The following is a 19,090-nucleotide window of genomic DNA, read 5'->3' on the forward strand; positions in this document are numbered from 1 at the left end:
GACGCGCGAGCGCCGCGACCGCGAAGCTACCGCGCGGTCGGTCGTCCCGTCAGCCGCACCTCAGCCGCCGAGCTCCAGCCCCACCTCGCGCACGAACTTCCACGCGGTCGGGTCGCTCGACGCGTCGCTCGCCGCGCGCGCCGCGCTCAGCCACTCGCGCGCCTTCGACAGGTCGCCCGACCGCCAGGCGAGCCGCGCCGCCCACCCCGCGCTCTCGGCCACGCCCTCGCGCTGGTCGAGCTGCTGGTAGAGGCGGGCCGCCGCCTCCCACGACCGCCGCGACGCGACGTCGTCGCCCATCTCGTGCTTGAGGATCGCGTGGCTGCGGAGCGCGTTCGCCTGGTTCAGCGGCTGCTCGCCCGCGTGCGCGCGGTAGATCGCCAGCGCCTCCGCGTAGTGCGGCTCCGCCAGATGCGGCAGCCGCGCCTCGCGCAGCACGTCGCCCAGGTGGCGGACCGTGTGCGCGAGCTGCAGCGGGTCGTCTCCCGCGCGCTGCAGCGCGACCGCCTCCTCGTACAGCCGGCGCGCCTCGGGGAGGTTGCCGGCGCGGCGCGCCTGCTCGGCGGCTTCCTTCAGCTCGGGTGCGGCGGAGACGGGTGCTGCGGAGACGGGTGAAGCGGGTGTCTCCGCCTTCTCGTTTCGCGCCTCTCCGTCCTCCGCCGTTCCGTTCTCCGCCCTTCCGTCCTCCGCCTTTCTCCATCCCCCTTCGGGAGTCGCGAACCACAGCTCCCCGCGCATGTCCTTCCACGGCCCGAACGGCACGTCGGCCCTCGGATCGGAGCCCATGCGCAGCACGTTCCCGTCGGGATCCTCGACCTGCAGCTCGAGCGCCCACGCGAAGTTCGTCGGCTCCTGGCGGATGGTCGCGCCGCGCGCGCGCAGCTCGTCGTGCAGCGCCGTCGCGTCGGACACGCCGATCCACGCCCACGTCCCCGACGTGCCCTGGTCGCCCTCGCTCAGGAAGACGCTGCAGCGATCGCGCGAGACCGACGCGATGCTCCCCGGGTAGTGCCAGTCGGTCGCGAAGCCGAGGACGCGCACGTAGTGGTCGACGCTCGCGGCGAGGTCGCGCACGCGCAGGATCGGGATCGCGCCGTGGAACGTCACCGGCGTCTGCTGCGACGTCGGCTGCGACGGATGCTCGGGCGTGGTCATGCGAAGCCTCGGGTCGTGGGAAGCGCGGCGGTGGCCGTCTCCATCCTACGGCCCGCACGCCCCGCGCGCTTCAGCAGCGGGCTCGCCCCTGCGGGAGCGCCGTGTCGGCGCCGCCGGCGGACCACGCGTGCGGATGAGCGAGCGTCGAGCGTCGAGCGTCACGACGGCGCATGGCGGTGGACGCGGCGGGGCAGGCGGAGGCGACCTGCGAGATCACCAAGGAGACCCGAGGCGCAGCCATCGGGGCTCCGCCGTGTGAGATCGCTGGGAGCCGGAGCCCGTCCCGCCGCGTCCACCGCGGCGCACCAGATCACGCCTTCAGGAAATCGACCATGAGCCGCGACAACTCCTGTGCGTGCGTCGCCGCGAAGCCGTGCGGCGCCCCTGTCAGCACCTCGAGCCGACTGCCCGCGATCATCGCGTGCGACTTCTTCCCCGAGATCTCGAACGGCACGATCCGGTCGGCGTCGCCGTGCACGACGAGCGTGGGCACCGTGATCCTCTTCAGGTCCTCGCGGAAGTCCGTCGTCCCGAACGCGACGATGCACTGCTGCGTCCCGATCGGCGACGCGGGCCACGCGAGCGCCTTGCTGAACGGGATCACGTCCGGGTGCACGCTGCCGCCGTCGGCGTTGTAGAAGTTCGGGAAGAAGTCCGCGAGGAAGGCGACGCGGTCCTTCCGCACGCCGGCGAGCATCCCGTCGAAGAGCGACTTCGGCGCGCCGTCGGGATTGTCGGGCGTCTGCAGCAGGAACGGCGGCACCGCGCCGAGGAGCATCGCCCTCGCGACGCGCTCCTGGCCGTAGCGGCCGATGTAGCGCGCCACCTCGCCGCCGCCCATCGAGAAGCCCGCCAGCGTGGCGCCGCGCAGGTCGAGCGTCGTCATCAGGTCGTTGAGGTCCGACGCGAACGTGTCGTAGTCGTACCCGCCCGCCGGCTGTCCCGAGCTCCCGAAGCCGCGCCGGTCGTACGCGATCACGCGATGCCCCGCGTCGAGCAGCGCGTTGATCTGCGACTCCCACATGCGGTGGCTCAGCGGCCAGCCGTGGATCAGCACCACGGGCGCCCCCTCGCCGAGGTCCTGGTAGTACAGCTCGGTGGTGGGCGCGGCGGTGGTCGTGAGCACGGGCATCGGTCACTCCGGGCAGGTGTGAGAGGCGGGGGCGCGATCCAGGGGCTGAACGCACCGGGGACGCCGCGGGTTCGATGCCAGAGGGCTGCGGGCTGCGGGCTGCGGATTCCTCATCAGCGCGACGGCGGAAGAGCGAGCAGCCCGTACCGCGAGTCGAGGACGCGCGGTGCGCGACACACCGCGAGGTCCCCGTCGTGCGCCCGCCTCCACGCGGAGATCCGGCGGCGGGCGCGGTGGGTGCGGGCGCAGGCGACCTCGATCGCAGCAAGGAGACTCGCGCGCAGCGGTGAGGCTCCGCAGCGGCCGCGATCGCCGGGAGCCGGAGCCCGTGCCCGCCGCGCACGACGCGGCGCGACGCCCCCGAATGCACGCGGGGCCGGCCCCCATGATGAGGAGCCGGCCCCGCGCGTCAACTAGACCGAAGAGCTACGGGCAGCGCGCCAGCGCCACCGGGCAACGCTCCGGGTCCGGCGCCGGCGCGCTCGACTGGCCGCCCGGACCGCCGTACGTGTACAGGTCGCGCTGCAGCGTGCCCAGCTCGCGCCCCGGCACGGGGAGCTGCAGGATCGTGTTCTCCGGCAGCGTCTGCCAGCCGCGCGCGTCGAAGAACGCCAGCACGCCGCTCACGCCCAGCATCTCGATGCGCTTCTCGTAGCGCAGCGCGTCCCACAGCGAGCCGCACTGGCCGTTCAGCTTGCGCGGCACGCACCCCGGCTCGTCCACCGGACCCGCGATCGTCACCGGCGACAGCTCGCCGTTCGCGACGCGCGTCTTGTTGATGAGCGGCACCGCCTCCGCCGCGCGGTTGAGCCGGATCAGCCCCTCCGCCTTCGTGAGGTCCATCTCCGTCACCGTCAGCGCCGGCTGCGGGCCCGCCTGCCACGTGTTCCCCGTCCCGTAGCGGCGGAAGAAGTAGTGCGAGTAGCGGTACGAGCCGCGCGCGATCTGGAAGATGTTGTTCGCGTTGTAGCCGACGTACTTGCCCGGCTGCGTCGGCTGGCCCGCCGGATGGATGCGGCGGTCCTTCGTGCGGATCTGGAACGCGACGCGGTTCGCCACCGGCGTCGCCACCCAGTTCACGAAGCCCTGCGTCGAGTCCGCGGGGCCCAGCAGCCAGTTGCTCGGCCGCCCGAAGTCGGAGGGCGGGCCCGTGCGCACGCGCGCGATCAGGCGCTTCCAGTCGTCCCACAGCACGTCCACCTGCGCGACCGGCGCGAAGTCCGTCGTCACGCCCGCGTCGATGCGGCGGATCACGTCCGTCCAGTTCACCGCCGCGCGCTCGGCGCGCGTGCGCGGGACGTTGGCGATGATGCGCGCCGAGAACGAGTTGGCGAGGCGCGCCAGCTCCGCGCTCGTCATCCCCTGGAAGAGCCACGACTCCACGGGGAGCGTGAAGCTGCTCCGCGACGCGATCGCCGCCGCCGAGTCGAGCTGCGCGATCGCCGCCTTCGCGACGTCCGGGTAGCCGACGAGCTTCGGGCTGGTGAGCGTCTCGAGCGGCACCTTCTCGTCCACCACGGCGGCGGAGTCGAAGTACAGCGCGAGGTACCCGTACGAGATGCCCTGGATGAACTTGCCCACGGCGCGCGTGCGCGCCGTGCGGTTCGCGTCGCCGATCACCAGCCCCGAGTCGATCGCCGTCAGCGCGTCGTTGACCGTGGAGATGGTGGCGTACAGGTCGTACCAGGGCTCCTCGCTGACGTCGTTGCGCGCGTTGACCGGGCTGTTGTTCCAGGACGCGCGCGGCTCGGCCGACAGCTCGAGCTGGCCGAAGTCGGCGAAGCCCGAGGTGATCTCGTTGGCCATCGTGGAGAACGCCCACGACGGATAGTCGTCGTGGCCGCCGTTCTGCCACCAGTTGCGGAAGGAGGTCGACACGAACGACTCGGCCGACGTGGGCTGCTGCGTGGCGCGGCCGCGATCCGGTTCGTTCGGGTTCGTGACCGCGAGGTCCTGACAGCCACCGGCGGCGAGCAGCGCCGCGAGGGTCAGGGCAACCTTGTATGTCTGCATGAGGTCTCCGGAAAGTCGCGGCACGTCAGAAGTCGATCTGGATGTTGCCCGTGATCGTGCGGTAGCGCGGGTAGTCGAACGAGTCGATGCGCACCAGCGGCGCGTCGGCGTCGCCCGAGACCTCGGGGTCGTAGCCCTTGTACTTGGTCCACGTCATCAGGTTGCGCCCGATGAGCCCCACGCTCACGCCGCGCGCGCCGAGGCGCGACAGCGGGCCGAGGGCGCGGTTGCCGAAGCGGTAGCGCACCGACAGCTCGCGCAGCTTCACGAAGCTCGCGTCCTCGACGAAGTAGTCCGTCGGGTCCGCGGCCGAGTACAGGTTCACGTAGTACTCGATCGGCTTCTTGAGGTCCTGCGGCTTGCCCACCTGGTCCACGTCGCCGCTGCGGCCCCACTGGTACATGCGCTGGTTGGTCTGGTTGTAGGCGTCGCCGCCCATCACCGCGTCCACCAGCCCGTAGAACGAGAAGCCGCGCCACTGCACGTTGTTCGACCAGCCGAGGTGGAAGTCGGGCGTGCCGTCGCCGATCTTCACGACCCGCGCGTTCCCGGCGGCGTCGCGCAGCGGGATCGGCATGCCCCACTGGTAGTTCGCGGTGCCGATCGTGGTCGTCGTGCCCCACAGCTGCTTGGTCTCACCCTCGCGGAACGTGTTCCCCGGGCCGACCCACACGAGCAGCCCCTCGTCGTTCACCGCGAACTCGCTGGCGCGCGACGCCACCGCCTCGGGGAGCTCGGTCGGCCCCTTGATGAAGCGGAAGCCGTACATCGCCTGCAGCGCCTCGCCCTCGCACAGGAACTGGATCTCGTTGCGCTGGAAGCACTGGCGCCCGAACTCCGTGATCTTGTTGCGCGAGCGGTCGGCGACGAGGCCCGTGCGCCACTGCAGCTTCGGGCTGCGGATGACCTGCGCCTCGAGCGTCGCCTCGATCGTGTTGCCCTGCACCGTGCCGGCGTTCTGCCACTGCGTCTCGTAGCCGAGGCCCGCGAACAGCGGCACCTGGATCAGCTGGTCGCGCACGGTGTTGCGCGCGTACGAGAGCTGGAGCGAGTAGCGGTCCTTGATGATCAGGTCGATGCCGGCCTCGGTCTCGGTGGCCAGCTCCGGCTTCAGGAAGCGGTTGCCGAGCGTCTGCTTCACGAGGCCGCCGCCGGCGAGGAAGCCGAGCGTCTCGAACTGGTCCGCGAAGTCGGGGCGCCCGCCGGCCGTGCCGCGCGAGATGCGCGGCTTGAACTCGGTGATGGTCCCCTTGAACGGCCACCACGACTCCTCGCCCATGCGCCACGAGCCGCTGGCGCGGTAGTACGTGTTCCAGCGCTCCTCGGGGCCGAACAGCGACGAGCCGTCGCGGCGCACGAGGGCGTCGAGGATGTAGCGGCCCGCGTAGTCGGCGCCGCCGGACACGATGTAGCTGTTGGTGCGGATCTCCTGGATGCTCGACTCCAGGAAGCGCTGCGTCGCGTTGTCGAGGCTCGACACGCCGGGCACGGCGAGGTTGGTGCCGCGCGCCTCGCTGACGTCGTTGCTCTCGCGCTCCAGCAGCGCGCGGCCGGTCGAGCGCAGCGTCAGGGCGCCGAAGCGCTGCAGCAGGTTCACGCTGCCGCCGGCGTTGAGCGCGCTCGTGATGCCGGTGACCAGCTCGATCTCACCCGGGCCGCCGACGCCGGGCGTCGAGAAGCCCTCGGTCTTCAGCCCCTGGTCGAGGAAGAAGCTGTTGCGGCGGTCGGAGCGGTCGTAGCTGACGTTGCCGTCGAAGCTCAGCCACTCGAGCGGCGCGAAGCGCGTCTCGAGGCTGCCCTGCGTGCGCGCGCGGCGCCGGCGGCGGTTCTCCGTCGACAGCACGTACAGCGGGTTCTCCTCGCGCGCGTCGGCCGAGTCGGGCTGGAAGATGAACGGCGTGCCGTCCGGATCCGGGCGGCGCAGGTCCACGTCCGGCGCCTGGTTGATCAGGTCGAAGAACGTGTCGCCGTACAGGTTCGCGCGGTTCGAGCGGCTGTGGTAGCCGCTGAACGACAGCTTCAGGTTCTCGCGCGGGCTGTGATCGAGGTTCAGGCGCAGGTCGTTCTGCTGGTACGCGCCGCTGTTCAGCACGACGCCGTCCTCGCGGTTGTTCACCAGCGACAGGAACCAGTTGGTGCGCCCGCTGTTCTGCGAGAGGTTGATCGAGTTCTTGTAGAAGTTGCCCGGATCGAAGAAGCGGTCGACCTGGTCGTACGTCTGCGTCGGATACGGGTTGTCCTGGAAGCGCAGGTACGCCACCTCGGGCACGCGACCGTTGCGCGTGGTGTCGCGGCCGGCCGCGTTCACCCAGCCGCCGCTGGGGCTGAGGCGGTACGAGTGGTACTTGGCCCACTCGATCTCGCGCGCCAGCGAGTTGCTGCCGTACTCGGAGCGCGCGCTGACGCGCGTGGTGCCGGTCGCCTGGTCGGCGCCGCGGCGCGTGCGGATCTGGATCACGCCCGCCGACGCGCGCGAGCCGTAGAGCGACGCGGCGGCCGCGCCCTTCACGATCTCCACGCTCTCGATGTCGAGCGCCTCGAGGTCGGCGCTCGACGCGTCGAACGACTGGCTCAGGATCACGCCGTCGACGACGACGAGCGGCGAGTTGCTCTTGTTGATCGACGTCGGCGAGCGCAGGACGACGGTCGTGCCGCTGCCCGGCTGGCCGCTCGGGATCACGGTCACGCCGGCGACCTTGCCCTGGATCGACTCGACGGCGTTGGCGGCGGGCACCGGCGCGTTCGCGGCGTCCACGCGGCCGACGGTGAACGGCACGCGCGTGCCGCTCGTCGGATCGACGACGCCGGTCGTGACGACGGCCTGCAGCGTCAGCGCGGCGGTGCGCATGTTGAGCGCGACGGTCGCGGTGCCGCCCGACGTGACGGCCACGCGGCGCGTGACGGGCAGGTAGCCCAGGCGGCGCGCCTCGACGACAACGTCGCCCGCGGGCACGTTCGCGAGGGTGAAGCGGCCGCTCTCGTCGGTGAGCGTGCCCAGGCGCGTGCCCGCGATCTGGATCTGCACCTGGCCGAGCGCCCGTCCGCTGGTGCTGTCATTGACGGTGCCGGTGACGCGACCCGTCTGCGCGACGAGCAGCGCCGGGCTGGCGGCGAGCAGCGCCCCGACGGCGAGCGCGCGGGCGAGGGACGCACTGGGACGCGGCGGCGCGGCCCACGGCGACGGACGTTCGGTCATCTTCCCTCCAGAGAACGATGCACGGACCGGCGCGCGCAGGCGGCGCCGGTCGTGCGGGCGGTGTGTTTGGCGCGGTGCTCGGCGCACGGACGCGACGCGAGGGACCGGCCGGTCGGACATGGCATCCGACCGGACAGACCTCCGAGTGCGGGGCGACGTCACCCGGGCTACACTACGCCCACCCTCTCCCATCCGCTGTCCATTTCGTCGTCCCCGTGTCCACGCTCGAGATCTTCGCGGCGGTCGTCGGCGCCATCAGCGTCTACCTCAGTGGACGCCAGAGCCTGTGGGCCTGGCCGACGGCGATCGTGAATGTGGTGTCATACGCCGTCGTCTTTCACGGCGCGAAGCTGTACGCCGACATGGGGCTGCAGGTCGTCTACGCGATCCTGTCGTGCTACGGCTGGTACGAGTGGCGCTTCGGCGGCGCCGAGCGCACGCCGCTCCCCGTGACGCGCACGCCCGTGCGCCTCTGGCCGCTGCTCGCGGCGATCGCCGCGGCGTGCACGCTGGTCGTCGGCGGCGGGCTCGCGCGCTGGACCGACGCGAGCATCCCCTTCATGGATGCGGCGCTCACCGCGGTCAGCCTCGTCGCGCAGTGGATGATGACGCGCAAGCTGCTCGAGAACTGGCTCGTGTGGATCGCGGTGGACGTCGTCTACGTCCCCGTCTTCATCTCGCGCGGGCTGTACGTGACCGCCGCGCTCTACGCGGTGTTCCTGGGCCTCGCGATCGCCGGGTGGATCGCGTGGCGCCGCGACTGGCGCGCGCACCACGCGGGCGACGCGGTCGCCGCGGCGGCGTGAACGAAGAATCCACTGCGGACTGCGAACTGCGGGTCCTTCCTCTCACACTTCCCGTGACGATGCGTCATCGCGCCGTTCTCCTCCTGTTCTCGCTGACGCTGCCCGCCGCGCTGCACGCGCAGCCCGCCACGCCGCAGCGCGTCTCCAAGAGCGCCACCGACGCGCCGCCGGCCGCGGGCACCACCGCGGGCACGCTGAGCGCCGTCGTGGCGGCCGAGCGCGCGTACGCGCGCGACGCGGAAGCGCGCGGGATGCGCGACGCGTCGCTGGCCGCGTTCGCCGACGACGGCGTCGTCTTCCGCGACCGCATCGCGCTCGCGAAGCCGTACTGGGCCTCGGTGCTCGCGCCGGGCCCGCTCTTCCGCTGGGCGCCGGCGTGGGGCGCCGCGTCGGCGTCGGGCGACCTCGCGTTCACGACGGGGCCGTTCACGTATCGGAATGCACCGGGCGACACGGCGGTGATGCACGGCCAGTTCGCGACCGTGTGGACGCGCACCGCGAACGGCCCGTGGCGCGTGCTGGTGGACGTGGGCGCGATGGGCCCCGCGACCGCCGACGCCCCCGCCACACCCGATGCGACCCCGGCCCCGACCTTCGTCCCGCGCACGCTCGGCGGCGGCTCCGTCGCGCCGGCGGGCGGCGCGTCGTCGGCCGCGGTGGCGGAGGGGCAGCGCGCGATGCTGATCGTCGCCGACCGCGGCCTCGCCGCCGCGGGCCGCGCCAACGGCGCCGGCCCGGCGCTCGCCGCGGTGGCCGCCACCGACGTGCGTGCCCTCTGGCCCGGCAGCGCCCCGGCGATCGGCCGCGACGCGGCGGCCAGCGCGGTGAGCGCCTACCTGGCCCGCACGCCGGGCGCGGTGCTCGAGCTCCAGACCAGCGAGGCGCGCGTCGCCCGCGCGGGCGACCTCGGCGTCACGTGGGGCACGTACGCGGTCCGAGCCAACGGCGCGGTGGCCGAGCAGGGCGCGTATCTGCGCGTGTGGGGGCGCGAGGGCGGCGGGTGGCGGGTGCTGGTGGACGCGCTGTCGCCGGCGCAGTAGAAGCGCTGCGGACTGCGGGCTGCGGATCCGAGCGACGCGCGGCGGCGCTGAGCGCACGCCATCGTGAGGATGCACGGCGGGGGCGCGGCGGGGGCGGGCGGAGGCGACCTCGATCGCAGCAAGGAGACTCACGCGCAGCGGTGAGGCTCCGCAGCGGCCGCGATCGCCCGGAGCCGGCGCCCGCGCCCGCCGCGCCCCCGCGGCACACCAACGCCCGAAGCCCGAAGGCTCAGCCCCGCCGGCGGCGACGCGCCACGAGTCCGATGCCCGCCATGCCAGTTGCCGCCAGCACCAGCGTCGCCGGCTCGGGGACCACGGCGCCCGTCAGCGTGCCGCCGTCGCCGCACCCCGCAGGACGCGCGTCCCCCGCGCCCGGGAGCGGGGCACCCGTCGCGTCCCACGCGGCCTTGGAGGACGTCGCCCCGCACAGCGCCCCCACCTCCGGCGCCGCGCCCTGGGCGTGCACCGCGAACCGCAGCGACGAGCGCCACGCGTCGCCGTCCACGAAGTCCGTGGTCGCGATCGGCCGCGTGAAGGTGAACGTCAGCGTCGCCGCCTGGCCGGCCGCGAGCCCCGTGACGCCGCCGTTGTCGAAGCCGACGAACGACGGCTGCGGCGACGTCGCGTAGCCCACGCCCGCGAAGCCGTTGTCGGCGTTCGGCGCGGTGCCCGAGCTGACGCCCACGTACGGGCCGCCCGACGACGCGCTCACCGACGCCACGTCGTAGGCGCTTCCCAGCCCCGCGATCAGGAAGGTCGTGACCGTGGCCGGCGCGTAGGCGGCGGCCGTCCCGTTGGCGAGCGTGAAGCGCAGCTGGTCGGTGCCCAGCCCGTTGCCGCCGGCGCCCGTCCCCGTGCCGAAAGTCCAGTCGGAGAGCCGCACGCAGACCGTGTAGCTGTTGCCGCCGCACAGGTCGAGCGCGCCCGGCAACGCGTGCGCGGGGGCGGGCAGCAGCAGCGCGACCGCCGCCGCGGCGGCGAGTGCGCGCGGCACGAGTGGCGTGCGCGCCGCCGACCCATCCGGCGCGCGCCGCGGGTCGTGATTCGTGACGAACATGTCGAGCTCGGGCTGGGGAATGACCGTGACGGCGGACACACCCCGTCGTCCTCGGGACAGCTTCACTTCTCTCCTGTTATCGGCAGATCGCAGACGGATCCGCAGGCCGGATTCGGTGCGCGACAAAGGCAAACCCGTCGAAAGGCGGGGACGCAAAGCCAACGGGGCTACCGTCGACTCCACCAGGGTGAGTCGCCACGCCGGCCGGGCCGCCGAACCACCGTTAACGGAGGCTCCATGTCTGCGACCCATCGGCGGACCGCGCCCGCGGCCCGGCCCTTTGGCCGTCTCCCCCTCACGTCGGCCGGGCTGGCGAGCGCGCTCGCCCTGGTCGCCTGCCAGGACGCCGCGGCGCCCGTCGCGCCCGAGACGTCCGCGCTCGAAGCCGGCGCGCGCGCCCGCTTCGCCGCCGCCGCGGCCCCCGCCGCGATCCCGGCCCCCGCCGCCCCCACCGCGGCCGACGTCATCCCCGGCGAGTACGTCGTCGTCTTCAAGCGCGGGCAGGCCGACGCGCCCGGCCTGGCGAGGAAGCTGGCCGACGAGAACGGCGGCACGCTGCGCCACAGCTACACGACGGCGCTCGAGGGCTTCGCCGCCAAGCTGCCCGCGCAGGCCGTCGAGGCGCTGCGCCGCAACCCCAACGTCGAGGCGATCTACCCCGACCGCCGCATGCGCGCGGCGGACATCCAGACCGGCGTCGGCACCTGGGGGATCGACCGCGTCGACCAGGCCGCGCTGCCGCTGGACGGCAACTACGCGTTCACGCAGACCGGCGCGGGCGTCAGCATCTACATCGTCGACTCGGGCATCAACACGCTGCACTCCGAGTTCGGCGGCCGCGCGTCGGGCGCGTACAGCGTCATCAACGACGGCAACGGCACGAACGACTGCAACGGCCACGGCACGCACGTCGCCGGCACGGCCGGCGGCGCGACGGTCGGCCTCGCGCGCGAGGCGAAGCTGTACGCGGTGCGCGTGCTGGGCTGCGACGGCTACGGCACCAGCAGCGGCTTCGCCGCGGGGCTGGACTGGGTCGCCAAGAACGCCCGCAAGCCGGCCGTCGCCAACATGAGCGTGACGGTGTTCGGCACCGACGCCTACCTCGACCAGGTGGTGGCCAACACGGTCGCCTCGGGCGTCACGGTGGTCGTCGCCGCCGGCAACAACGCCACCGACGCCTGCAACTACTCGCCCGCGCGCGCCTCGGCCGCCATCACGGTGGGCGCGTCCACGCAGGGCGACGCGCAGGCGAGCTTCTCGAACTACGGCCGCTGCGTCGACGTCTACGCCCCGGGCGAGTACATCACGTCCAGCTACGGCAGCGGGTACGCGATGATGAACGGCACCTCGATGGCGTCGCCGCACGTCGCCGGCGCGGCCGCGCTGGTGCTGCAGGCGAACCCCGCGGCCACGCCGGCGCAGGTGACCGAGCGCCTCCTCGGCGCCGCCGCCGTCGACCGCCTGAGCTATCTCGGCGCCAGCTCGCCGAACCGCCTGCTGCAGACGGCCGGCCTCGAGGCGCCGATCGGCACCACCGCGCCGGCCCCCACGACCTCGCCGACGCCGACGACCGAGCCGGCCCCCGCGCCGGCTCCGGCGCCCGCCCCGGCGGCGCCGACGGCCAGCCTGTCGGTGTCCTGCCAGGCCGCGCGCTCCTCGTGCGTGTTCGACGCCAGCGCGTCGACCGGCGCGATCGCCAGCTACGCCTTCGCGTACGGCACGGGCGCGACGGCCAGCGGCACGACCAACAAGTCGAGCTACAAGTACGCCGCCCTCGGCACCTACACGGCCCAGGTGACGGTGACCGACACGCAGGGCCGGTCGGCGACCGCGCAGGCCACCGTGCGGATCAAGAAGCTCTGAGCCGGCGCTGACGCCGGCCGGCGCCCTGGCGTCGGATCGGTGGGACCGCGGGGCCCGGACGCAGCTGCGTCCGGGCCCCGCACGCGTTCCGGTCACGAACCAAGCCCGGTGACTATTACATACTTGACAGCTTTCGCAGACTGAACGATAGTGGGCCACGACGATGACGGTTCCGACAGGTCATCGTCACCTGCGGCCTGAGGCGAGAGCGTCGGGTCCGCGTCCCATCGCCCCTGGCAGGATGGCGTTCCAGCCTCTCGGGGTCTCCTGACGCCCGGTTCCACCGGTGCCGCACCTTCCACGTCCCGACGGGACTGGGGACATCCTATGAAGAAGCAGGTCGCTGGCCTCCTGCCGCTGCTCGCGGCGGCGGCGTTCCAGAGCGCGGACGCGCAGACCATCCTCACGACCGTCGGCTCGGCCTGCGGCGGCAGCCAGTACTTCGGCTGCTTCGACGCCACGCTGAGCCTCACGGGCGGCGACACGTTCTCGCTCACGATCACGAACACGGGCGCGGGCGCGTTCACCCAGATCGGCATCGGCGGGCTGAGCACGAGCAACAACCAGAACAACCCGAGCTTCACGTACCTCGACGGCACGGTCAGCGCGCCGGCCGGGACGAGCTTCGGCACCGACGTCGTCACGAACCCGAACGGCCTCTCGGGCGGCACGATCGACCGCCCGGTGATCGGCATCGACGCCGGCGGCAACAACGGCCTCCTGGCCGGCGGGACGGCGACGTTCTCGTTCATGATCACGAGCGCGGCGAGCACGTTCGACCTCAGCACGGTCCAGATCGCGGTGCACCAGCAGGGCGGCTCGCCGGACCAGGCGTGCGGCGGCTCGACCAAGATCGTGTTCTCGCGCAACAACGCGAACACGACGGCCGGGACGATGCTCGACAACACGACGAATCCGCTCTGCAATGTCCCGCCGGGCGGCGGCGGCACGGGCAGCGTGGTCCCGGAGCCGGCCACCTACGCGCTCATGGGCACGGGCCTGCTCGGGCTCGGCCTCGTCGGGTCCATCCGGTCGCGCCGCCGTCAGAGCTGAGCACGGACCAGCAGGATCCAGCAGGACTCACGGGGGCCGGTGCGCATCGCGCACCGGCCCCCGTCGCGCTGGCGCCTTCGTGATCGGCGGCGCGCGACCTGGTGCCGCTCCACGGCGCGCCACGGACGAACGGCCCGCGGATGCGGAGGCACCCACGGGCCGTTCGCCGTGCTTACAGGCGGGGCCGGAGCCCCGCGGGGTCCTGGGGGAAGGACGCCGCACAGGCGTGCAAGCGGCGTGCGCACACGCATCCCGGAATCGGCCTCTCCGCGCGGATGCGCGCGTGGTGGCGGCCTGCTGCCCGCGTGCTGACCCGCTGCCGCGCGGCCCGCGCGTCAGGCGTGGATGCGACGGGGCCACGACGCAGAACGGCACCGCCCCTCGGGAGGAGGCGGTGCCGTTCGACCATCACGCAGTGGACTGCCCGACGGGCTGCCGCGCGCCGTGGCGCGCGGACCCGCTCAGACGTTGTTGCGGCGGCGGCGCGTGAAGCCGACCAGGCCCAGGAGGCCCGAGCCGAGGAGGACGTAGGTCGAGGGCTCCGGGACGACCGAGCCCGTGCCGCCGCCGCCGGGCGAGCAGCTCGCCGCCTGGTTGCCGCCACCGACGATCAGCGGCGTGTCGTTGCCGCCGTTGAGCGAGAACACCGCCTTGCTGCTGCCCGCGCCGCACGGCGTGGTGCCGTTGACCGTGCCGCCCTGATCGTGGAAGGCGATCTGCGCGTTCGCGAACGCCGACGTGCTGAACGTGCCCGAGGCGAGCGTGAAGGTGAAGACGCCCGTCTGGCCGCCCAGGAGGGCGCCGTTGATGCCGTTGCGGTCGGCGCCGAACGAGTCCTCGAGGAGCGTGTTGAAGCCGTTCACGTCCTGGTCGAGGTTCCAGCCCGAGGAGGCGCTGCCGTTCACCGTCACCGCGACCGACGCGATGTTGTACTCGGTCGTGATGTTGCCGAGCCCGACGTCGGTGATGGCGCTGAACGGGTTGCTCGCCGGCGCGGCGCCCGAGTTGTTCGTGACCGTGAGGACGAGCTGCGTGTTGCCAGCGGCCAGCGCGGCCGACCAGTTCGCGCAGATCACGAAGGTGTAGCCGCCGCAGCCGCTTCCCGAGGCGAACTGGGCCTGGGCGGTGGTCGCGGTCAGGGCGAGCGCCGACAGGGCGGCGGCCGAGCGGAGGAGCTTGCGCAGCATGGAGAGATCCGGAACGGGAGGGGAGTGCGCCGCATCGTCGCGGCAGTTGCAGACAGTCCTTTGCGTGGATGGCAATGTCATCATCTACGACAAGAGACGCAATCGCGCATCACTTCTACACTTACGCTGCGCGCATCCCACACTTTCACGGATTTTCCCGTGTTCCGGCGTCATTTTCGGCCCATCATGAACGGGCGGAAATGAAAAACGCCGCCCCGCGAGGGGCGGCGTCCTTCAGACGACGTGGACCTGCCGGTCGGTCAGACCTGGCGACGGCGGCGCGCCGCGACGCCCAGGATGCCGAGGAGGCCGGAGCCGAGCAGGACGTAGGTCGAGGGCTCGGGGACCACGTTGCCCGTGCCGCCGCCGCCGCCCGGCGGGCAGGTGACGTTCGAGAAGCCCGTGCCGGTGACCAGGGTCCCGTCGCTCGCGTCGAACACGGCCTTGCCCGAGCTGGGGCAACCCGCGGCGCCGCCCTGGTCGTGGATCGCGATCTGAGCGTCCGGCTGGAAGTCGGCCGCGACGAAGGAACCGCTGCCCAGAATGAAGGTGAAGATCCCCGTCTGCCCGGAGAGCAGCGCGCCGTTGATGCCGTTCTGGGTGTCGACGCCGAACGAGTCCTCGGTCAGCGTGTTGAACCCGTTGACCTCCTGCGCCAGCGTCCAGTTGGTCGTGACGTTGCTCCCACCGATGAACGCCGTGAACGACGAGATGTTGTACGTCGTCTCGACGCCGCCGATGCCGATCTGCGTGAACGCACTCGACGGGTTGAGCGCCGTCCCGCCGTTGTTCGTGATCGTCAGCTGGAAGCCATTGTTGGTGCCTCCGTTGACACTGACGATGCTCGCGGACCAAGTCGCGCAGATGGTGAACGAATAGCCTCCGCACCCATCCTCGGCGAACACCTGCGCCTGCGCGGAGCTCGCCGCCATGACGAGCCCGACCGCCGTACCAGCCGTTGCGCTGAACAATCTCCGAATTGTACGCATCGCCAGTCTCCTGTCCCTGCCCCCAGTGACCCGAAGCGTTGTTGCTCCGGCCGGGCCAATGTTGTACGACCGGACAGGCGATGCAATAGCGCATCACATAGCCGTCGCCAGCCTGCGACATTGCGTTGACACCACAACGGACGAGGCAAGCCAAGTCGTTGTATTAAGAAACGTTAAGACACATGAATCCCGAGCGGTGCGCCGTTGCCGCGATGCAACGGAGCCGTGATGTCACGACGCTCCGCGCCGCACGCCCTCGCCGGTCGCGCGCCCCCGCGCTATGATCGACCGCATGGCTCACCTCCGCGCCGGCGCCGTCCGATGAGCGACGCGCCGCCCGACGCGCCGCTTCCCGACGCCTCCACCGGGGCGCCTCCCGGGAGCGCGACGCCCGACCGCTTCCGCGACGCCCTCGAGGCGGCGCTGACGCCGTCGTACGCGCTCGGCCGCGAGCTGGGCGGGGGCGGGATGAGCCGCGTCTTCCTGGCCGAGGAGCGCTCGCTGGGCCGCACGGTGGTCGTGAAGGTGCTGCCGCCCGACCTCGCGGCCGGCATCAACCGCGATCGCTTCCGCCGCGAGATCCAGCTCGCCGCGCGCCTGCAGCATCCGCACATCGTCCCGCTGCTGGCCGCGGGCGAGGTCGATGGATCGCTGTACTACACGATGCCCTACATCCAGGGCGAGAGCGTGCGCGCGGCGCTCGCGCGCGGGCGGCGGTTCGGCGTGCGCGACGTCGTGCGCCTGCTGCACGACGTGGTGGACGCGCTCGCGCACGCGCACGCGCGCGGCATCGTGCACCGCGACGTGAAGCCGGGGAACGTGCTGCTGCAGGGCTCCCACGCGCTGGTCACCGACTTCGGCGTCGCGAAGGCGCTGAGCGCGGCGCGCGGTGGGCACACCAGCGGTGACGGCGGCGACGCGCACGACCCCTTCGTCACCGTCACGGGCGCGACGTCCACGGGGCTCGCGATCGGCACGCCCGCCTACATGGCGCCGGAGCAGCTGGCCGCCGATCCCAGCGCCGACCACCGCGTGGACCTCTACGCCGCGGGGCTGCTGGCCTACGAGCTGTGCACCGGCGCGTCGCCCTTCCTGGCGGAGTCGCCGCGCGCGACGCTGGCGGCGCAGCTGACGCGCATGCCCGATCCGCTGCACGTCGTGCGGCCGGACGTGCCGCCCGCGCTGTCGGACGTCATCATGCGCTGCCTCGCCAAGGAGCCCGCCGACCGGCCTCCGTCGGCGGAGGCGCTGCTGGCGGACCTGGAGGCGGCGACGCAGGGCGTGCAGCTGTCGAGCGGGGAGCGCAGCGTGTCGAGCGGCGAGGCCGGGGCGTACGGCGAGGGGACGACGCCCCGCAGCGGCGCGACCGCGCCGATCCCCACGCCCATCTCCGCGCCGACGCCCGCCACCGCCGCGATCCCGGGCGGCGCGGCCCTCACCGCGCCGATGCCCGCGCCCGCCGCGGCGCCCGACGCGCGCCGGCACGCGTGGCTGGTGGCGGGGATCGTGATGGGGGCCGGGCTCGCGCTCCTCGCCGGCGTCGCCTTCTCGCGCGCGCGGCTCGGCGAGCCGGTGCCGGTGCCGCCGGCGGCGCCCGTGGCGGCCACGCTCCCCGCGGCCGGTCCGCCCACGCCGGCGGCGGTCGTCCCCACGCCCCCAGCGGCCGTGCCCGCGCCGCCGCGCCCCGCGCGCCTGACGCGCGAGGACTCGCTGGCCATCGCCGCCGCCGTGGAGCGCCGGCTGGCCGCGGAGGCGACCGCGCGCCGCCGGGCGGAGGAGAAGCCGATGGCGCCCGCGGAGCGGGAGGCGATGCGCGCGGAGGCGTGGAAGCGCTACGGCGACTCGGTGCGCGCGTCGGTGGAGAAGCAGTTCGGCGCGATGGACCGGCAGTTCGGCCCGGAGGTCGCGCGCGCGATGACGCATGCGGGCAACGTCGTCGGGCAGCGCATGCCGCTGCCGCCGACGGGCGCCACGGGCGCCACGGGCGCGGCCGGTGCGGCGGGGACCAACGCGGCGCCGCGCGTGTTCGTCGTGCCGCCGATGCCGGCGGTGGGCGAGGCCGCGGCCGCCGCGGCGGCGGCGGCGCTGGCCGCCGACCCGAACGTCGCGCGGCTGGCCGGGCGCACGCCGCGTCCGCGCCCCGGCGTGCGGCGCGTGACGGTGCTGGACCTGAGCGACGGCACCGCGCGCCCCGACCTGCGCCCCGCGGTGCTCGCGGCGAGCGAGGGGCTGCGCAAGATGGTGGCGTCGATGCCGGGCTACGACCTGCCCGATGCCGCCGCCACGCGGGAGGCGGCGCGCACGGGGATGCCGCTGCAGGCCGCCGGCGTCGCGACGCACGCGGGCGCCGTCGTCAGCGGCTCGGTCGTGATGCGCCGCGACTCGATCGCGCAGGTCGTGCTGCTGATCCACGACATGGAGCGCGGCTACCCGCGCTCGGTGCGCGTCACCGCCGCGGTGCGTCCCGGCGACGACGCGGCCGCGGTGGCCGCGTCGCTCGTCGAGGCGCTGTCGAAGGCGTTCCCCGCGGCGCTGGAGCGCGTGAAGTGGAAGGACGCCTCCAAGGACGCGAAGGGCGAGACGCGTTTCGAGCCGCGTCAGGACGACGGGAAGAGCCCCTCGATCGAGAGGTAGCGCTCGCCCGTGTCGTAGCAGAAGGTCAGCACGCGCGCGTCGGCCTCCAGCGACGGCAGCGTCTGCGCGACGGCCGACAGCGCGGCGCCCGACGAGATGCCGATGAAGATCCCCTCCTCGCGCGCGGCGCGCTGCGCCATCGCGAACGCGTCTTCCTCGGTGACCTGCACGGTGCCGTCGAGCGCCGCGACGTGGAGGTTCGACGGGATGAAGCCCGCGCCGATCCCCTGGATCTTGTGCGGCGTGTGCGTGCCGCCGCTGATGACGGGGCTCTTCGCCGGCTCGACGGCGAGCACGCGCAGCGACGGCCACGTCTTCTTCAGCTCCTCCGCGCACGCGGTGATGTGGCCGCCCGTGCCGACGCCGGTGATGATCGCGTCGAGGCCCTCGGGGAAGTCGCGCAGGATCTCGGGCGCGGTGGTGCGCGCGTGCACCTCGATGTTGGCGGGGTTGTCGAACTGCATCGGCATCCACGCCTTCCCCTCGCCGCCGTGCGCCGCGACGATCTCCTGCGCGCGCGCGATGGAGCCCTTCATCCCCAGCTCGCGCGGCGTCAGCTCCAGCTCCGCGCCGTAGGCGACCATGATGCGCCGCCGCTCGACGGACATCGAGTCGGGCATGACGAGGATCAGGCGGTAGCCCTTCACCGCGGCGACGATCGCGAGCCCGATGCCGGTGTTCCCCGACGTCGGCTCGACGATCACCATCCCCTTCGTCAGCACGCCGCGCCGCTCGGCGTCCTCGATCATCGCCAGCCCGATGCGGTCCTTGATCGACCCGCCGGGGTTCTGGCGCTCGAGCTTCATCCACACCTCGCGGTCGGGGAAGAGGCGCTGCAGGCGGACGTGCGGCGTGTCGCCGATGACGGAGAGGATGGAGTCGTGGCGCATGGGGCGGGCCGGAGGAGCGTGGACGGAGGCCGACGGGCGATGCACAAGCATACGACGGGGCGCCAGAGGGCGGAG

The 19,090-nt window shown here is 73.0% G+C and carries 13 protein-coding genes and 1 riboswitch; of the genes, 5 read left to right on the top strand and 8 right to left on the bottom strand.

Annotation, left to right across the window (positions count from 1 at the left end; translation table 11 throughout):
- Positions 1–60: 60 nt before the first annotated feature.
- From rosag_RS11360 to rosag_RS11375, 4 genes are all read right to left on the bottom strand, one after another.
- Entirely contained in the window at positions 61–1,155 is a 1,095-nt protein-coding gene (locus rosag_RS11360; RefSeq protein ID WP_284350246.1) for a tetratricopeptide repeat protein, read from the bottom strand.
- A gap of 310 nt (positions 1,156–1,465) precedes the next feature.
- Positions 1,466–2,287: an alpha/beta fold hydrolase gene (locus rosag_RS11365; RefSeq protein ID WP_284350247.1), complete on the bottom strand. Its 822-nt coding sequence runs from the start codon at positions 2,285–2,287 to the stop codon at positions 1,466–1,468.
- 426 nt (positions 2,288–2,713) lie between these two features.
- Positions 2,714–4,300, bottom strand: a complete 1,587-nt coding sequence (locus rosag_RS11370; protein WP_284350248.1) for a RagB/SusD family nutrient uptake outer membrane protein — start codon at positions 4,298–4,300, stop codon at positions 2,714–2,716.
- Between the two features lie 25 nt (positions 4,301–4,325).
- Positions 4,326–7,496 (bottom strand): SusC/RagA family TonB-linked outer membrane protein, encoded by a 3,171-nt coding sequence (locus tag rosag_RS11375; RefSeq protein ID WP_284350249.1) that lies wholly within the window; start codon positions 7,494–7,496, stop codon positions 4,326–4,328.
- A gap of 215 nt (positions 7,497–7,711) precedes the next feature.
- On the opposite strand from rosag_RS11375, the gene pnuC reads away from it, so the two are divergent.
- Positions 7,712–8,302, top strand: coding sequence for a nicotinamide riboside transporter PnuC (gene pnuC, locus rosag_RS11380; RefSeq protein WP_284350250.1), 591 nt, complete (start codon positions 7,712–7,714; stop codon positions 8,300–8,302).
- A gap of 59 nt (positions 8,303–8,361) precedes the next feature.
- Positions 8,362–9,342 carry a DUF4440 domain-containing protein gene (locus rosag_RS11385; RefSeq protein ID WP_284350251.1) on the top strand — a complete coding sequence of 327 codons (981 nt, stop codon included), beginning with the start codon at positions 8,362–8,364 and terminating at the stop codon, positions 9,340–9,342.
- Between the two features lie 229 nt (positions 9,343–9,571).
- Here the strand turns inward: rosag_RS11385 and rosag_RS11390 are convergent, their stop codons facing one another.
- Positions 9,572–10,399, bottom strand: a complete 828-nt coding sequence (locus tag rosag_RS11390; protein ID WP_284350252.1) for a PEP-CTERM sorting domain-containing protein — start codon at positions 10,397–10,399, stop codon at positions 9,572–9,574.
- A 117-nt stretch (positions 10,400–10,516) separates the two neighbouring features.
- Positions 10,517–10,616: riboswitch (cyclic di-GMP riboswitch) on the top strand.
- A 20-nt stretch (positions 10,617–10,636) separates the two neighbouring features.
- Between rosag_RS11390 and rosag_RS11395 the strand changes: the two genes are divergently transcribed.
- Together rosag_RS11395 and rosag_RS11400 are read left to right on the top strand one after the other, a co-directional pair.
- A complete protein-coding gene (locus rosag_RS11395) occupies positions 10,637–12,262 on the top strand; it encodes a S8 family serine peptidase (RefSeq protein WP_284350253.1) in 1,626 nt (541 codons plus the stop codon).
- Positions 12,263–12,589: 327 nt separating this feature from the next.
- Positions 12,590–13,315 (top strand): PEP-CTERM sorting domain-containing protein, encoded by a 726-nt coding sequence (locus rosag_RS11400; protein ID WP_284350254.1) that lies wholly within the window; start codon positions 12,590–12,592, stop codon positions 13,313–13,315.
- A 461-nt stretch (positions 13,316–13,776) separates the two neighbouring features.
- Here rosag_RS11400 and rosag_RS11405 read toward each other — a convergent pair whose 3' ends face one another.
- Positions 13,777–14,502, bottom strand: coding sequence for a PEP-CTERM sorting domain-containing protein (locus rosag_RS11405; RefSeq protein WP_284350255.1), 726 nt, complete (start codon positions 14,500–14,502; stop codon positions 13,777–13,779).
- Between the two features lie 260 nt (positions 14,503–14,762).
- Positions 14,763–15,434: a PEP-CTERM sorting domain-containing protein gene (locus rosag_RS11410; protein ID WP_284350256.1), complete on the bottom strand. Its 672-nt coding sequence runs from the start codon at positions 15,432–15,434 to the stop codon at positions 14,763–14,765.
- 378 nt (positions 15,435–15,812) lie between these two features.
- Here rosag_RS11410 and rosag_RS11415 point away from each other — a divergent pair, with 378 nt between their 5' ends.
- Positions 15,813–18,125 (top strand): serine/threonine-protein kinase, encoded by a 2,313-nt coding sequence (locus tag rosag_RS11415; RefSeq protein WP_284350257.1) that lies wholly within the window; start codon positions 15,813–15,815, stop codon positions 18,123–18,125.
- Here rosag_RS11415 and cysK read toward each other — a convergent pair.
- Positions 18,089–19,015, bottom strand: a complete 927-nt coding sequence (gene cysK / locus rosag_RS11420) for a cysteine synthase A (RefSeq protein WP_284350258.1) — start codon at positions 19,013–19,015, stop codon at positions 18,089–18,091. The genes rosag_RS11415 and cysK overlap by 37 nt on opposite strands.
- Positions 19,016–19,090: the final 75 nt, after the last annotated feature.

The sequence above is a fragment of the Roseisolibacter agri genome, from assembly GCF_030159095.1.
Taxonomy (GTDB): Bacteria; Gemmatimonadota; Gemmatimonadetes; order Gemmatimonadales; family Gemmatimonadaceae; genus Roseisolibacter; species Roseisolibacter agri.

Excerpts from the sequence above, each read along its gene's own strand:
- rosag_RS11370 (WP_284350248.1), bottom strand. The coding sequence starts at position 4,300 with ATGCAGACATACAAGGTTGCCCTGACCCTCGCGGCGCTGCTCGCCGCC.
- rosag_RS11405 (WP_284350255.1), bottom strand. The coding sequence starts at position 14,502 with ATGCTGCGCAAGCTCCTCCGCTCGGCCGCCGCCCTGTCGGCGCTCGCC.
- rosag_RS11415 (WP_284350257.1), top strand. The coding sequence starts at position 15,813 with ATGAGCGACGCGCCGCCCGACGCGCCGCTTCCCGACGCCTCCACCGGG.
- rosag_RS11410 (WP_284350256.1), bottom strand. The coding sequence starts at position 15,434 with ATGGCGGCGAGCTCCGCGCAGGCGCAGGTGTTCGCCGAGGATGGGTGC.
- rosag_RS11365 (WP_284350247.1), bottom strand. The coding sequence starts at position 2,287 with ATGCCCGTGCTCACGACCACCGCCGCGCCCACCACCGAGCTGTACTAC.
- rosag_RS11400 (WP_284350254.1), top strand. The coding sequence starts at position 12,590 with ATGAAGAAGCAGGTCGCTGGCCTCCTGCCGCTGCTCGCGGCGGCGGCG.
- rosag_RS11385 (WP_284350251.1), top strand. The coding sequence starts at position 8,362 with ATGCGTCATCGCGCCGTTCTCCTCCTGTTCTCGCTGACGCTGCCCGCC.
- cysK (WP_284350258.1), bottom strand. The coding sequence starts at position 19,015 with ATGCGCCACGACTCCATCCTCTCCGTCATCGGCGACACGCCGCACGTC.
- rosag_RS11360 (WP_284350246.1), bottom strand. The coding sequence starts at position 1,155 with ATGACCACGCCCGAGCATCCGTCGCAGCCGACGTCGCAGCAGACGCCG.
- rosag_RS11390 (WP_284350252.1), bottom strand. The coding sequence starts at position 10,399 with ATGTTCGTCACGAATCACGACCCGCGGCGCGCGCCGGATGGGTCGGCG.
- rosag_RS11395 (WP_284350253.1), top strand. The coding sequence starts at position 10,637 with ATGTCTGCGACCCATCGGCGGACCGCGCCCGCGGCCCGGCCCTTTGGC.
- rosag_RS11375 (WP_284350249.1), bottom strand. The coding sequence starts at position 7,496 with ATGACCGAACGTCCGTCGCCGTGGGCCGCGCCGCCGCGTCCCAGTGCG.